This window comes from Streptomyces sp. NPDC004284 (genome assembly GCF_042874035.1).
GTDB lineage: Bacteria > Actinomycetota > Actinomycetes > Streptomycetales > Streptomycetaceae > Streptomyces.
This window is the reverse complement of record NZ_JBIAMJ010000002.1, coordinates 206,010-220,403: the sequence shown is the minus strand read 5'-3', so window position 1 is coordinate 220,403 and position 14,394 is coordinate 206,010. Positions and strand designations below refer to the sequence as shown.

Annotated in this window: 16 protein-coding genes and 1 riboswitch; of the genes, 6 read left to right on the top strand and 10 right to left on the bottom strand. The window is 72.0% G+C overall.

Annotation, left to right across the window (positions count from 1 at the left end):
- Positions 1–3: 3 nt before the first annotated feature.
- Together ACFYUS_RS06180 and ACFYUS_RS06175 are read right to left on the bottom strand one after the other, a co-directional pair.
- The gene (locus ACFYUS_RS06180; protein ID WP_388846440.1) at positions 4–642 is read right to left on the bottom strand and encodes a hypothetical protein; all 639 of its coding nucleotides are present in this window, start codon (positions 640–642) and stop codon (positions 4–6) included.
- A gap of 414 nt (positions 643–1,056) precedes the next feature.
- Positions 1,057–1,506, bottom strand: a complete 450-nt coding sequence (locus tag ACFYUS_RS06175; RefSeq protein WP_388846438.1) for an Lrp/AsnC family transcriptional regulator — start codon at positions 1,504–1,506, stop codon at positions 1,057–1,059.
- Between the two features lie 93 nt (positions 1,507–1,599).
- On the opposite strand from ACFYUS_RS06175, the gene ACFYUS_RS06170 reads away from it, so the two are divergent.
- From ACFYUS_RS06170 to ACFYUS_RS06160, 3 genes are all read left to right on the top strand, one after another.
- A complete protein-coding gene (locus ACFYUS_RS06170) occupies positions 1,600–2,412 on the top strand; it encodes an LLM class flavin-dependent oxidoreductase (RefSeq protein WP_388846436.1) in 813 nt (270 codons plus the stop codon).
- Positions 2,409–2,849, top strand: coding sequence for a nucleoside deaminase (locus tag ACFYUS_RS06165; protein WP_388846434.1), 441 nt, complete (start codon positions 2,409–2,411; stop codon positions 2,847–2,849). Before ACFYUS_RS06170 ends, ACFYUS_RS06165 begins: the two co-directional genes overlap by 4 nt.
- 139 nt (positions 2,850–2,988) lie before the next feature.
- Complete coding sequence (locus tag ACFYUS_RS06160; protein ID WP_388846432.1) at positions 2,989–3,228, top strand: alcohol dehydrogenase catalytic domain-containing protein; 240 nt, start codon at positions 2,989–2,991, stop codon at positions 3,226–3,228.
- A 360-nt stretch (positions 3,229–3,588) separates the two neighbouring features.
- On the opposite strand, the gene ACFYUS_RS06155 is transcribed toward ACFYUS_RS06160, so the two are convergent.
- Positions 3,589–4,788, bottom strand: a complete 1,200-nt coding sequence (locus ACFYUS_RS06155) for an MBL fold metallo-hydrolase (RefSeq protein ID WP_388846430.1) — start codon at positions 4,786–4,788, stop codon at positions 3,589–3,591.
- A gap of 132 nt (positions 4,789–4,920) precedes the next feature.
- Here ACFYUS_RS06155 and ACFYUS_RS06150 point away from each other — a divergent pair, with 132 nt between their 5' ends.
- Positions 4,921–6,099: a Glu/Leu/Phe/Val dehydrogenase dimerization domain-containing protein gene (locus ACFYUS_RS06150; protein ID WP_388846428.1), complete on the top strand. Its 1,179-nt coding sequence runs from the start codon at positions 4,921–4,923 to the stop codon at positions 6,097–6,099.
- Positions 6,100–6,163: 64 nt separating this feature from the next.
- Entirely contained in the window at positions 6,164–6,880 is a 717-nt protein-coding gene (locus tag ACFYUS_RS06145) for a TetR/AcrR family transcriptional regulator (RefSeq protein ID WP_388846426.1), read from the top strand.
- A gap of 35 nt (positions 6,881–6,915) precedes the next feature.
- On the opposite strand, the gene ACFYUS_RS06140 is transcribed toward ACFYUS_RS06145, so the two are convergent.
- From ACFYUS_RS06140 to ACFYUS_RS06130, 3 genes are all read right to left on the bottom strand, one after another.
- A complete protein-coding gene (locus ACFYUS_RS06140; RefSeq protein WP_388846424.1) occupies positions 6,916–7,689 on the bottom strand; it encodes an SIMPL domain-containing protein in 774 nt (257 codons plus the stop codon).
- Between the two features lie 151 nt (positions 7,690–7,840).
- The gene (locus tag ACFYUS_RS06135; protein ID WP_388846422.1) at positions 7,841–8,635 is read right to left on the bottom strand and encodes an SGNH/GDSL hydrolase family protein; all 795 of its coding nucleotides are present in this window, start codon (positions 8,633–8,635) and stop codon (positions 7,841–7,843) included.
- Positions 8,636–8,787: 152 nt separating this feature from the next.
- Entirely contained in the window at positions 8,788–9,720 is a 933-nt protein-coding gene (locus tag ACFYUS_RS06130; RefSeq protein ID WP_388846420.1) for a peptidoglycan DD-metalloendopeptidase family protein, read from the bottom strand.
- Positions 9,721–9,724: 4 nt separating this feature from the next.
- A riboswitch (cyclic di-AMP (ydaO/yuaA leader) is annotated at positions 9,725–9,912 on the bottom strand.
- Between the two features lie 340 nt (positions 9,913–10,252).
- On the opposite strand from ACFYUS_RS06130, the gene ACFYUS_RS06125 reads away from it, so the two are divergent.
- Positions 10,253–11,074, top strand: a complete 822-nt coding sequence (locus ACFYUS_RS06125) for a tyrosine-protein phosphatase (protein WP_388846417.1) — start codon at positions 10,253–10,255, stop codon at positions 11,072–11,074.
- A 6-nt stretch (positions 11,075–11,080) separates the two neighbouring features.
- Here the strand turns inward: ACFYUS_RS06125 and ACFYUS_RS06120 are convergent, their stop codons facing one another.
- The 4 genes from ACFYUS_RS06120 to hpnH all read right to left on the bottom strand — a co-directional run bounded on the left by ACFYUS_RS06120 (position 11,081) and on the right by hpnH (position 14,393).
- On the bottom strand, positions 11,081–11,236 hold the full coding sequence (locus tag ACFYUS_RS06120; RefSeq protein WP_388846414.1) for a DUF6126 family protein: 156 nt from the start codon (positions 11,234–11,236) through the stop codon (positions 11,081–11,083).
- A 33-nt stretch (positions 11,237–11,269) separates the two neighbouring features.
- Positions 11,270–11,899 (bottom strand): helix-turn-helix domain-containing protein, encoded by a 630-nt coding sequence (locus tag ACFYUS_RS06115; protein WP_388846412.1) that lies wholly within the window; start codon positions 11,897–11,899, stop codon positions 11,270–11,272.
- 86 nt (positions 11,900–11,985) lie between these two features.
- A complete protein-coding gene (locus ACFYUS_RS06110; protein ID WP_388846410.1) occupies positions 11,986–13,371 on the bottom strand; it encodes an aspartate aminotransferase family protein in 1,386 nt (461 codons plus the stop codon).
- Positions 13,368–14,393, bottom strand: a complete 1,026-nt coding sequence (hpnH, locus tag ACFYUS_RS06105; RefSeq protein ID WP_388846408.1) for an adenosyl-hopene transferase HpnH — start codon at positions 14,391–14,393, stop codon at positions 13,368–13,370. Before hpnH ends, ACFYUS_RS06110 begins: the two co-directional genes overlap by 4 nt.
- Position 14,394: the final 1 nt, after the last annotated feature.

The window sequence follows — 14,394 nt, the reverse complement described above, 5'->3', positions numbered from 1 at the left end:
ACTCTAGTTGCCAGCCGGTTCCTCACAGGCTGCCACCGGTTTCACCTCGGGGTCACGCGTCATGCCTCCGATGCCGTACCGGTCAGCTTCCGGCACAGTCGACTCGTCGGCGGGCTTCCACGGTTCGAGATCCCCTGAATCGCGCTGCCAGGTGACGCCCTCGCGGTCGGCGAAGGTCAGGTACGGCACCTGGATGATGTCCGGCGCCGGCTGCTTCTTCCAGCCGTCGTCTGGACGGAGTCGTGCGCTGTGACTTGGCGGAAATCCCTCCGGGCCGCCGCCCTTGGGAATGCGGTACATCCAGTTGTCAGGGTCGAACACCGAATCCGTGCAAGGGGGCAGGCTCGGCAGGTCCACGCTGTATTGCACGGCAAGCTTCGTATGGTTCCAGTCACCGATCCTCGCCGTGAAGTAGAGCTCGATGTGCGAAACCGGATCAGGTGACCGGTTCATGAGGTGCAGCCGGATGCCGCCGTCCTTCCCGTAGTCGACCCAAGTGGACACTCGCGAAGCCTGTGCGCGGGACTTCTTGTCGGCGTCCTCGCGGGACTGCGTCAACTGATCGCGCGACACCATGGCGCCGTAGTACGTGGCGACTCCCGTAAACAGCAAGGTCCCGATGCCGGCACCGACACCCACCACGGTCGCAAGTCGCGCCCAGTCGGTTCGGTGCCACCAAGACCGCCCCTCATGGGGCCCACCAGCCCGTCCCCGCATCCGTACGGAGTTCGGTGCGGGCCGCCGCCTCGCAAGACGCTGCCGTCGCTGCCGCTGACTGTTCGTGTCCCTCACGACTCTCCCTTCGACCGACTACAGGGACGTACGAAGAGCCGCTATCGATCCCGTCAGGCGTCGCTTCGTGTCGGTTACCGAACGGAAGCCGGGAAGGGACTTGCCGAGTCTTGCCGTCCTTTGCCTTCAGGAACACCTGGGTCGGCTTGAACGGGTCGACGGCCGCCAGGCGGGGGGAGCGTCTGGAAGTTCGCGCAGGCCCGGTGTGACCCGTCTGGCGTGAGACGCGCACTGCTGCACCACGGACGGACGGCGGGCCGGTGGTCAGTCAGGGGCGACGGGGCCGCGGTAGGGGAGGGTCTGGCTGTAGACAACGCTCGTGGTGGTGGTGCCGAAACCGGCAAGTTCGTCCATGAGGGTCTCCAGGTGTCCCATGGAGGTCGCGGCCAGCTTCAGGGTGTAGCAGTCGTCGCCGGTGGTGCGCAGGCACTCCAGGATCTCGCGGCGTTCGGCGAGGAGGCGGCGCAGTGGTTCGTGGTGGTTGCCCGGGTATTTGAGGCGGACGACGGCAAGGAGGGGGTAGCCGACCTTGGCCAGGTCGATCTCGGCTCGGTAGCCGGTGATGACGCCCAGGGCCTCCAGGCTGCGGACACGTTCGGTGGTGGCCGACGGGCTGAGGTTCACGCGCCGGCCCAACTCGCTGAGGGAGATGCGGGCCTCCCGTTGCAGCTGTTCGATGATCGCCCAGTCGACGTCGTCAAGATTCCCGGCCATGCGGCGAAACTACCAGCAAAATCACGGCAGAACAGCCCCTACACAGGGAGTCATCGGTTCCGTCGCCCGTGATCACCGGGATAGCCTCGGACCATGCAACTCGGCGTCAATGTACCGAATTTCGGCCCCGGGACCGATCCCGGTGTCCTGCGCGAAGGGGCGCGGATGGCGGAGGACCTCGGTCTCGGCGTCCTCATGGTGTCGGACCACGTTGCCGTCACCCCGGACGTGGCGGAGCGGTATCCGGAGCCGTTCTACGAGCCGTTCACCACGCTGTCCTGGCTGGCCGGTCTCACTACCACCGTGCGGCTGGGCACGACCGTACTCGTCCTGCCGTACCGACATCCCCTGTTGGTGGCCCGGATGGCCGCCAACCTCCACCAGCTGAGCGGCGGTCGCTTCGTCCTCGGGGTGGGCGTCGGCTGGGCCCGGCAGGAATTCGAGGCGCTGGGCGTGCCGTTCACCGCCCGTGGCCGACTGACGGACGAGTGCCTCGGCGTCCTCCGGCAGGCCAGGGACGCGGGGCGCCCGGAGGGTGACGTGCCGCTCTGGATCGGAGGCCACAGCGAGGCGGCCCTGCGGCGCGCGGTGAGGTCCGGCGACGCCTGGCACCCACTGCGGCTCTCCCTCCCCCACATGCGCGCGATCCTGCGACGGCACGCGCTGCCGGGGTTCGCGCCCCGCATCGCCCTGCGCGTCACCAGCGCACCGGTCGATGCCCCCGACCGGCCCGCCGGCGTCGGCACCGTCGCACAGATCCTCGACGATCTCGACCAGCTGCGCCTGCTGGGAGCGGACACCGTCGTACTCGACCCCTACCACGGAGATCCGGAAGAGACCCGTCGGCCCTACGCGGCATGGCAGGCGCTCACCACCGTGGCCACCCGTTGGAGCACCCGATCATGATCACCTCGGCCGACGAGGCCCTGCTGCGGCGCGCCATCGGCATCGCCGCCCACGCGGTCACCCTTGGCGACGCGCCGTACGGTTCCCTCCTGGCCGGACCGGACGGCACCGTGCTCGCGGAGGCCCACAACACGGTCCGGCGGGACGACGACATCACCGCCCACCCGGAGCTGAAGCTCGCCCGCTGGGCGGCCCGCGAACTCGCCCCGGACGCCGCCGCCCGCACCACGCTGTACACGAGCTGCCAGCCCTGCGGCATGTGCGAGGGCGGCATCGCCCGTTCCGGCATCGGGCGGGTCGTCTACGCGCTGTCCACCGAACAGCTCGTCGCGCTCAACCCACCGTCAGGCGCCTGGCCCACGGTGCCGCAGGACGGCCCCGCCCTTGCCGACGAGGCCCGCGTCCCCGTCGACACCTACTACCGGCCGAGCCGCTGACACCGCCCGGCGACCGCCCGGCACCCACGGAGACGGACATGACGACAGCGACGATGCGCGCCGTCCGGCTGCACGCCTTCGGCGGGCCGAGCAACTCGTCCGCGAGGAAGCGGCCCGGCGGGAGCCGGGCCTGGGCGAGGTGCTCGTACGGGTCCACACGGCGGGCCTCAACCCTCCGGACCGGTACGCCCGGCGCGGCTTCGACGACGTCCCGGCCACCCTCCGGCCGAATCGGACGCCGCCGCTCATCCTCGGCAGCGACGTCTCCGGCGTGATCGCGGCCCTCGGTCCCGGTGTCACCGAGTGGCAGCCGGGCGACGAGGTCTTCGGCCTGGTCGCCCCTCCGAGCCCCCTCTCGGAACGCGGATGCGTGCCATGACCGCCTCCGCAGGAAGTGCCTCCCCGCCCGGCCTGCGGTGACGGCGGCACCGCCACCACCTCTCGGTCGTGGACGGGGTCTGACTCACACCGGCACAACCACCCGGGTGAGCCGGACCCCGCAGGCGACCGCGCTGCCAGCCCCTACCCAGAGCCGCGGTTCAGCGCTCCACGATGCGCGGCGTTCGGACCACGCCCCGCGCCGGTCCCTTCGACGTCGGCAACGGCCTGAACCGTTCAGCGACAGCTGAACGCTCGCCGCGGGGCGCCCCGTCCAGGGCCCGCAGCACACGACCACGTCCTTCGGCCGGCAGACGCTCCAGCATCCGCACGGCCTCGGCGAGATCCTCCCCGATCGTTGTCACCTGTCGCCCGCGAGGTCGAGGTCGTCACTCCGTGCCTCGGACACGGTCTCCGCCCGCCGGGGGCGGCGCCACGGGTGCGGGATCGGCCGGGACACCGACCGCCACCAGGACTCCCCCGGCAGCTTCCCCGCGGGCTCGAACGGCTCGCCGGGGCGGGGGAACGCCACCGCCTGGCCCGCCTCCTCGGCCGCGTCCCGAGTCCACTCCCCCGGCTCCGCCCACGGGTGCGGGGCGAGGTTGAAGGTGCCCCAGTGGATCGGCAGCAGCACTCCGGCGGGCTTGCCGCCCTGGAGGTCCAGATGGGCCCGCATCCCCTCGGCCGGGGTCATGTGGATGTCGGTCCAGAACTCCGAGTAGGCGCCGATCTGGATCATCGTGGCGTCGAAGGGGCCGTGGGCGGCGCCGATGTCCGCGAAGCCGGAGAAGTAACCGGTGTCGCCGCTGTGGAAGACGCGGTGGGCGGGCCCCCGCACCACCCAGGACGCCCAGAGGGTGTGCTGCGTGTTGCGCAGGCCGCGGCCGCAGAAGTGCCGGGCCGGGGTGGCCGTGAGCCGCAGGTCGCCGACCTCGGTGGACTCGTTCCAGTCCAGCTCGCGCAGGCGGGAGGCGGGCACGCCCCAGTGCTCCAGGTGCGCGCCGACGCCGAGCGGCACCGCGAAGAGCGTGTCGGTGCCGGCCAGTGCCTTGATCGTCGGCAGGTCGAGGTGGTCGTAGTGGTCGTGCGAGATCACGACCACGTCGACCGGGCCGAGCTCGGCGAGCGGTACGGGCACGGGGTGGAGCCGCTTGGGGCCCGCGAAGGGGAAGGGGGAGCAGCGGTCGCCCCAGACCGGGTCGAAGAGGACCCGGTGGCCGTCGATCTCCGCGAGGATGCCGGAGTGGCCCATCCAGGTCAGGCGCAGGCCGGTGGCCGGAGGTTTGGCCAGGTCGGCGAGGGTGGTGGGATGGACGGGGATCGCGCCGGTGGGGGCTCGGCGCGCGCGTCCTTCCTTCTCGAAGTAGACCTTGGCGAACTCGACGCCGGACCCGGAGGGGCGGCGGCTGGCCGGTTCGGGGTTCTGGAAGATCCCGTCCGCGAAGTTCGGCGAGCGGCGGATCCGGGCGAGGCGCTCGCCCGTGGGTTCCGCGCCGAAGGACTCGGGGCGCAGTGCGCGCAGCCGGGCCCGCGGCGAACGGTCGGAGCCGGTACCGGTCACAGGACCTCCTGATCTCTCGGGGTCGTTCCATTATGGGCGGCCCGCGCCGGGGACGGCCGCGCGGTCGGCCATACTGAATCGTCGTTCAGTACGGCCCGCCCGGCCGGCCCGTTCCCTCCGAGGAGATCCGCGATGAGTCCCACTCCCCTGCTGTCCGTCGACTGGACCGATCACGTGACCGGGCGGCGGGGCCATCTGGTGGTCGACCGGCTGGTGCGCGGCGTGGCCAGCGGCGGTCTGCGGATGCGGGAGGGGTGCACGGCGGAGGAGGTCGCCGGGCTCGCCCGGGGCATGACCATGAAGGAGGCCCTGCACTACGACCCGTCCGCCCGGTACGTGCCGCTGGGCGGCGCCAAGGGCGGCATCGACTGCGACCCCCGCTCCCCCGAGGCGTACGGCGTCCTCGTGCGCTATCTGCGGGCGATGCGGCCGTACGTCGAGCGGTTCTGGACCACCGGGGAGGACCTCGGGCTCACCCAGGACCTGGTGGACCGGGCGGTGGCCGAGGCCGGGCTCGTCTCCTCCGTACAGGCCGTGTACCCGCTCCTGGAGGACGAGGCGGAGGCCCGGAAGCGGCTCGCCGACGCGTTCGCGATCGAGGTGGACGGCATCGGGCTCGACGAGCTCGTCGGCGGCCTCGGTGTCGCCGAATCGGTGCTCGTCGCCCTCGACCGGGCCGGGCGGGAGTACGCGGGCACCCGGGTGTCCGTGCAGGGCCTCGGCACGATGGGCGGGGCGACCGCCCGCTTCCTCGCCCGGGCCGGGCTGCGGGTCGTGGCCGTCGCCGACGTCCGGGGCACGATCGTGAACCCCGACGGCCTCGACGTCGAGGCGCTGCTCGCCGCCCGGGACGCGCACGGGACCGTCGACCGCTCCGCGCTGCGGCCCGGCGACCGCGAGGAGCCCGGGGACGCCTGGCTCTCGGCCGACGCCGAGGTCCTCGTCCCGGCGGCCGTCTCGTACGCGATCGGCACCGCGGAGCAGGACCGGATCACCGCCCGCTGGATCGCCGAGGCCGCCAACATGCCGGTCCTGCCGGAGGCCGAGGAGGCGCTCGCCGCGCGCGGGGTGACCGTCCTTCCGGACGTGGTCGTGAACTCGTGCACGAACGCCTGGTGGTGGTGGACGCTCTTCGGTGACATCGAGGCCGACGCGGAGCAGGCCTTCGCGCGGGTACGGCGGGCGATGCGGACGCTCGTCGGCGGGATGCTCGACCGGGCGGAGGCGGACGGCGTCAGCCCGCGCGCCGCGGCGCACGCGCTGGTGGACGAGCGGCTGCCGGTGATCGCCGAACGCTACGGCTGGTACTGAACCGGCCACCCGCCGGAGCCGTTGGCGATCATGACCTTGTCACGTGCTGTGTAGGCTGCACGGCGTGGCGAGAGTGCGGTTGAGCGTGGCCGAGCGACGGGACGAACTCCTGAGGGCCGCCGTCGAGCAGATCGAGGCCCGTGGCGTCGCCGCCGTCCGGATCGCCGACGTGGCCGCCGCGCTCGACGTGAGCAACGCACTCGTGCTCTACCACTTCTCGTCCAAGGAGCAGCTGGTCGCCGCGGCCTTCGCCCACGCGGCCGAGGGCGACCTCGCCCAGCTGCGCCGGCTGCTCGGACGGCGCTCCACCGCCGTCCGACGGCTGCGGGCCGCCGTGCGCTGGTACGCCCCGACCGGGCAGGCCAAGGGCTGGCGGCTGTGGATCGAGGGCTGGGCGGCCTCACTGCGCGACCCCGAGCTGCGCCGGGTCGCCGCCTCCCTCGACCGGGAGTGGAAGGCGGCGCTGACCCGGGTCATCGAGGAGGGCGTCGCCGCCGGGGAGTTCCGCTGCCCGGATCCGGCCGGGGCCGCCTGGCGGCTCACCGCCCTCCTCGACGGCCTCGCCGTCCAGACGACGGCCTACGCAGGCCCCCTCGCCCGCACCACGATGCTCCGGTGGGCGGACGCCGCCCTCGCCCGGGAACTCGACCTGCCGACGCCGGACCCGGCCGCGCCGAAGGAGCCGGGGAGCCCGGAAAGCCCTGACAGCCCGGACGGGCCTGACGGGCCGGACGGGCCGGACGGGCCGGACGGGCCGGACGGGCCGGACGGGCCGCCGTAGCCGACCAGGGCAGGGCCGGTGCACCCGCCCGCCCGTCAGATCAGCTCGTACACCGCCGAGACCGTGACCTGCTCCTCGATCTCGCCGGGCGCCAGCGGTACGCCCGGTTCGTCCGCGGAGACGGGGGTCGTGCCGAGGCCGGGGCGGACGGACTCGCCCTCGCTCAGCGAGACCAGCCGGCCGAGCCGGTGGCCGCTGAGCCGGGCGTGCTGCGAGGCCTTGTCGTACGCGTCCCGGTAGGCGGCCTCGCGGGCCTTCGCCCGCAGCGCCGACGGGTCGGCGACGTCGAAGACGACCCCGTTGATCCGGCCCGTGCTCCCGGTGGCGTCGTTGACGGCCCCGATGACCTGGCCGGTCCTGTCGATGTCGCGGACCTTCACGGAGAACGACTGCCCCGCCTGATAGCCCGTCACCTTGCTCTCCCCGTCCTTGGTCTGGGTGTAGACCGGGGACAGCGAGAGGCTGTCGGTGCGGATGTCCCGGTCGGCGATCCCCTGTCTGTGGAGCACGCCGAGCAGTGCCTCGGCCCCGGTGCTCTGCGCCGCCATCGCCTCCTTCGCCGTCGGGCGGGTGGCCTCGACCCCGGCGGACAGGATCGCCAGGTCGGGCGCGGCGGCCGCCCGGCCGTTGCCCGTGACGGTGACCGTGGCCGTGGCCGGTTCGGCGTCCCGGGCGGAGGTGCGGAGGGCCGCCCGCTCGGGCGCGGCGGCCAGGGCGGGGGCCGCGGGGCCGGCGAGGAGGCCGCCGAGCACGGCGGTGGCGGCGAGCAGACGGGCGGTGCGGGCGGCGCTGGGCCGGCGGATCGTCACGGGCGGTCCCTTCGGGGGGTGGGTGCCGGGGCTCCGGCGGGCACATCCCAGCACCCGGCGCCGCCGCCTCCCGCGCGCCACTCCTGACCGCCGGCCCCCTTCACCTCTCCGCACCAACCGGGACCGCCCGCCCTCGCCGGTCCGCCCGGTGCTACAGGGGCATGAGGTCGGGGCGCTTCGCCTCGACGTGGTCGCCCGAGCTCTCGCCGCGCAGCCGGCGCCCGATCCAGGGCACCAGGTACTCCCTGGCCCAGTGGATGTCGTCGCGGCGGACCTCCAGCGTGCCGCGCGGCGGTTCCGGCGGCCAGGGCTGGTCCGGGTCGGCGGGCACCTCCATGCCGAGGACCTGGGCGGCGCGCAGGGCGACGCGGGTGTGGCCCTCGGGCGAGAGGTGCAGCCGGTCGTCGTCCCAGGCGCGCCGGTCCTGCACGGACTTCAGCGACCACAGGTCGAGGACCGGGCAGCCGTAGCGGTCCGCGATGGCCCGGACGTGCCCGTTGTACGTGGCGATCTTGCCGCGCAGGTGCTTGAGGAGGATCACGTCGCGGGTGTCGAAGCCGGTGGTCACCATGACGGTGCCGACGGCGGAGGTCAGTTCGGCGACGGCGCGCTCGAAGCGCTCGGCCACGTCGTCCGGGTCCGTGCCGGGGCGGATGATGTCGTTGCCGCCCGCGCAGAAGGTCACCAGGTCGGGGGCGAGTTCCTTCGCCCGGGGGACCTGTTCCGCCACGATCTGGTCGAGGAGGCGCCCCCGTACGGCGAGATTGGCGTACCGGAAGGCGTCGTGCTCCGGCAGCTGGTCGGCGAGCAGGACCGCGAAGCGGTCCGCCCAGCCGACGTACGTCCCGTCGGGCCCGGGGTCTCCGACGCCCTCGGTGAAGCTGTCACCGATCGCCGCGTACGACCCGAATGCGCTCTTGTCTGTTGATCTCGAATCGTCTGCCACGGGAGCACATCCTTCCCTTTCGGATGTGACCTACGCGACCGTAAGGAGGGGTTGACGCAGGGTGACATATGCCACCGATAAAGATTCCACCAAGCCGGAATACGCCGGAGGCCCGGCACGTGCGTGCCGGGCCCCCTGGAGCTGACGTCGCGTCAGATGCTCACGCCGTGCGACCGCAGGGCGGCCAGCGGGTCGATGTCGGAGCCGTACTCCGGCCCGGTGCGCATCTCGAAGTGCAGGTGCGGGCCGGTGACGTTGCCGGTCGCGCCGGAGAGGCCGATCTGCTGGCCGCCGGTGACGGTCTGGCCGGCGGAGACGGAGATCGAGGACAGGTGGGCGTACTGCGAGAAGGTGCCGTCGGCGTGCTGGATGACGACCTGGTTGCCGTACGCGCCGCCGTCGCCGGCGGAGTAGACGGTGCCGGGGCCGACCGCGTGGACGGTGGTGCCGGTGGAGGCGATGAAGTCGACACCGGTGTGGTAGCCGGAGGACCACATGGAACCGGCCTGGTGGTACGGGGTCGACATGGCGGCGCCGGCGATCGGGGCGACCCAGCCGGAGGAGGAGGTCGTCCCGGCCGAGGAGGAGGTCGCCGAAGAGGAGGAGGCGGTGGTCGCGGCGGCGGCCGGGGCCGAGGTGCGCTCGCTGCCGCGCGAGGCACGCTGGGCGTCGCCGTTCTCGCCGGAGCTCCAGGTGCTCCGGTGCGCGGCCTCGGCGGTGCTCTTCGCGCCGAGGGTGAGCTTCATGCCGGGCAGGATCAGCGAGGGGTCCTCGCCGATGACCTGGCGGTTGTCCTCGTACAGCTTCTTCCAGCCGCCGGCGAGGTGGCGCTCGGAGGCGATCTTCGACAGGTAGTCGCCCCGGACGACGGAGTACGTCTTCGGAGCGGCCTTCACCGGGGCGGCGGGCGCGGCCTTCACCGGGGCGACGACGGGAGCGGCGGCCGGGGCGGCCTGCTCGGCGGCGTGGGCGCCGGTGGCTCCGAGGAGCGGGAGGGCGACGACGGCGCCGCCGGTGCCGGCGGCGGCGAGGCCGCGGGTCAGGCGACTGGACTTGGTACGGCGGTGCTTACCCTTCGCGGGCATGGCGAATTCCTCTCCGGCGCCTGCGAGGTGAGCTGTCGGGTTCGGACTGGAGATGTCCGGCCGCGTTCTCGCGCGACTTCACCCCGAGCCGTCCTTCATCGAGGGATCGGCGTACTACCTGGGTCCCCCGCTCCTGCCTTCTACGGGTGAGTGTGGATTCCGGTCGGTGGCAGGATTCGGCGGTCCGTCCGGATTGAGCGCGACGCTAGACGAGAGAAGTCGGGGCGAACAAGCCGCAGTTTTCAAGCGCTTCGGGATCCGGTGAAATCCGGCCGGAATTCCGGTCACCCTCCGTGGATGACGAATCCTCGATCTCCTTTTCCCGGGGGGTATTTGGAAAAGACGATCAGGCACGGTCCGTCACGGTTATGACGCTGCTCACGCGCCGATCCCCATCCCCCCTGCAACCGGGGCGGGTTATGCCGAACCAGTCAATACGGACAGATCACCCATTCCTGTCCCGGGGGGTGCGGGTCCGGGGCCCCGGCCGAGATGATTGCCCCAGGAACCGATCTACAGAACAGGAGCAGCCGTGACGCAGCAGCTGCCGCAGGTCCCGCCCGCCGAAGCCGCCGAGCCCGAGCTGACGGAGGTCCGCAACTTCCGGGACGTGGGCGGCCTGCCGACGACGGACGGGCGCGCCGTCCGCCCCGGCCGCCTCTTCCGCAGCGGCCACCTCGCCCACGCGACGGAGGACGACGCCGCCTTCCTGGCCTCGCTGGGGCTGCACACCGTCTTCGACTTCCGCAACGAGTCGGACCGGAGGCTCGAGGGTCCGGACGTCGAGCTGCCCGGCGTGCGGAACGTGAACATACCGCTCAACGACCCGGCCGACGGCAAGGAGTTCTGGAAGCTGGTGCGCGACGGCGAGACCGCGCAGCTGCGGGAGGTCCTCGGCGACGGCAAGGCGGCCGCCAGGATGTCCGACTCGTACCGGAAGATGGTGGTCGAGCGGACCGAGGAGCACGGCCGGATCCTCCACGCCATGGCGGAGGAGAGCCTCCCGGCCCTCATGCACTGCGCCGCGGGCAAGGACCGGGCCGGGCTCGCCATCGCGATCACCCTGCTCGCGCTCGGCGTCGAGCGGGAGGCGATCGAGGCCGACTACGTGAAGTCGAACGACCCGCACCGCCGCTACAAGGTGCGCCGCAGCTCCACCGCCGCGGACGCGATGTCGCCCGAGGTGATGGAGCTGCTGAGCCCGCTCTTCGACGCGCGGGTGGAGTATCTGCGGGCCGCCTTCGAGACGATCGAGGCGACCTGGGGCACGGTCGACGCCTATCTGTCCGAGGGCCTGAAGCTGGCCCCCGAGACCCGTGAGCGGCTGCGGGAGCGCCTGGTCACGGAGGCGTAGCCGCCCCTACTGGTTCTGCCCGCCCAGCATGAAGAGCAGGTAGAGGAAGCCGGCGAAGAGGTGGCCGGCGATCAGATAGGCGAAGAGGCGGAGCACCAGGCCCTTGGGGAACTTGCCTTCACCGCGTTCCTCACCGGTCACCGATACGGACTTCTCGGACATGGTCGGTCCTTTCCTGGGAAGGGTCACACGAGGTCAACGCCGGTGCGGGGTCCCGTCGCCGAGGCACAGCTCGGCGGCGGGGCTCTGCATCAGGGTGTGGACGAAGAGCAGCTCGGCCCCGCCGGGGGTGGCGGCGCCGATCCGATGCGGGGTCAGCGAGTCGAAGTGCGCGCTGTCCCCGGGGTCGAGGACGTGGACGGCCTCGCCGAGGGCGAGCCGCACCCGCCCCTCCAGGACGTGGATCCACTCCTCGCCGGGGTGGACGCGCACGATGTCGGCCCGGGTGGCGTACGGCACGTGGACCCGCAGGCACTGGAGGGCGCGTCCGGCGCCGCCCGCCTGGCGGTAGATCCAGCCGTCGGCCTCGACGGGTTCGGAGCGGCCGGCCCGGACGACGGGGTCGCGCTCGGGGGGCGTCTCCCCCAGGAGCTCGGAGACCGTCGTACCGTAGATGCGGGACAGGGCGAGCAGCATCGGCAGCGAGGGCTGCCGGTTCCCGGTCTCCAGGCGCGAGAGGTGGGCCGGCGAGAGGCCGGCCCGCTGGGCGGCGGCCTCCAGGGTGAGTCCCCGGCGGCGGCGCAGGGCCCGCAGCTGGGGGGCGACGTCCGGCAGGGCGTCGGGGGTGACGGGGTCCGGGGAGGTGTCCCCGGGGACGTGGTCCATGCGTCCATTCCGCCAGGATCATGCCTCTGAGGCAAGTTTCTTGCCTCAGAGGCAAAACCTGGGGGAAGCCCCTCGTCGAGATCCGGTCAGCGCTGTGCGACCGCCTGCTTGACCAGCGTCTTCCCGAAGTCCCACATCAGCCCGCCGCCGCCGTGGGCGTCGTCCATGACCGCCGTGAAGGCGGTGACGAACCGGTCCACGTCCGCCTCGTCGATGATCAGCGGCGGGATCAGCTTGATCACCTCCAGGCGGTCCCCGGAGACCTGGGTGAGGATCCGGTGCCGCTGGAGCAGCGGGACGACGACCATCTGGGCGAAGAGGCCCTTGCGGGCCGCCTGGAGCATCGTCCAGCGCCCGCGCAGCCCGAGCGAGGAGGGCCGCCCGAACTCGATCCCGATCATCAGGCCGCGCCCGCGGATCTCGTGAAGGAGTTCGTACCGGGGCACGAGCTCCTTCAGCCGGCCGGAGAGCAGGTCGCCGATCCGGCGGGCGTGGGCGACCGTGCCCTCGTCCTCCATGACCGAGAGGACGGCGAGCCCGGCGGCCATGGCCTGCGCGTTCGATCCGAAGCTCGCCGAGTGGACCAGGACCCGGTCCATCGACGAGTAGACCTTCTTGAAGATCCAGTCCTTGCCGAGGGTGGCGCCGACCGGCACGTAGCCGCCGGAGAGCGCCTTGGCGACGCAGACCAGGTCCGGCTCGACGCCCTCCTCGTGCTGGTAGGCGTAGAAGTCGCCGGTCCTGCCGAGGCCCGTCTGCACCTCGTCGGCGACGAGCAGCGCGCCGTGCCGGTGCAGGAGGTCCTGGGCGGCCCGGAGGAAGCCCGGGGGCGCCTCGTGGACGCCCTTGCCCTGGATGGGCTCGACGACGAAGGCGGCCACGTCGCCCTTGCGCAGCTCCCGCTCCAGGGCGCCGAGGTCGCCCAGGGCGATCGCGGTGTCCGGCAGGAGCGGGTCGAAGCCCTCCCGGAAGCCCTGCTCGCCGTTGACGGAGAGGGAGCCGGTGGTGAGCCCGTGGAAGGCGTGGTGGCAGTAGAGGATCCTCGGCCGCCCGGTGGCGTACCGGGCGAACTTGAGGGCGGTCTCCACGGCCTCGGTGCCGCTGTTGCCGAAGAAGACCCGGTCGAGGTGCGGGCTGTGGGCGAGCAGCTTCTCGGCGAGGAGTCCCGGCAGCGGCTGGCAGTCGAAGCGGGTGAGGTCGGCGAGCTGGGCGTCCAGGACGTCGTGGAGGGCCTTGCGGACGACGGGGTGGTGCCGTCCGAGGCCCATCACGCCGAAGCCGGCGAGCATGTCGAGGTGGTCGGCGCCGTCGGCGTCCCAGAAGTGGGCGCCCTCGGCCCGCTCGTAGACCTTGTCGAAGCCGATGGTGTGCAGCATGCGCGGCAGCTGGTGGTTGAGGTACTTGGCGTGCAGCTCGTACCGCTCCGCGCCGCGCTCGGAGAGCAGCGCCCGCAGGTCGAACCCGCCGGTCATGACGTGGCGTTCCCGGAGACCGTCTCCCTGATCGCGCGCAGGGACTCCTTGAGGGACCCCATGGTGGCGAGGACGGCGGTGGGCTCGTAGCCGCAGTGCGCCATGCAGTTGGCGCAGCGCGGGTCCCTGCCGCGGCCGTACTTGTCCCAGTCGGTGTCCTCGACGAGTTCGCGGTACGTGGGGACGTATCCGTCGCTCATCAGATAGCAGGGGCGCTGCCAGCCGAAGAGGGAGTAGTTGGGAATGGCCCAGGCGGTGCAGGGGAAGTCCGCCTTTCCTTCCAGGAAGTCCAGGAAGAGCGGCGAGTGGTTGAGGCGCCAGCGGCGCCGGTTCCCTCCGGCGAAGGCCTTCTTGAAGAGTTCGCGGGTCTGCTCGACGCCGAGGAAGTGCTCCTGGTCGGGTGCCTTCTCATAGGCATAGGCGGGCGAGATCATCATTTCGTCGACCTGGAGGTCGTCGTTGAGGAAATTGAGCACCTCGATGACGGTCTGCGGGGTGTCGGTGTTGAAGAAGGTCGAATTGGTGGTGACCCGGAAGCCGCGCCGCTTGGCCTCCTTGATGGCCGCCACCGCCTCGTCGAACACTCCCTCCTTGGCGACGGACTCGTCGTGCCGCTCGCGCAGGCCGTCGATGTGGACGGCGAAGGCGAAGTACGGGGAGGGGGTGAACTTCTCCAGCTTCTTGCGCAGCAGCATGGCGTTGGTGCAGAGGAAGACGTACTTCCTCCGGGCCACCAACTGGCGCACGATCTCGTCGATCTGAGGGTGCATCAGGGGTTCGCCGCCCGCGATGGACACCATCGGGGCGCCGGACTCCAGGACCGCGCCGACCGCCTGGGCGACCGGCATGCGCTGCTTGAGGACGCCCGCGGGGTGCTGGATCTTTCCGCAGCCCTCGCACTTGAGGTTGCAGGCGTAGAGCGGCTCCAGCTCGACGATCAGCGGGAACTTGTCCCGCTTGCGGAGCTTCTGTTCGAAGAGGTAGGTCCCGACCCGGACGGACTGACGGAGCGGCATGGCCATA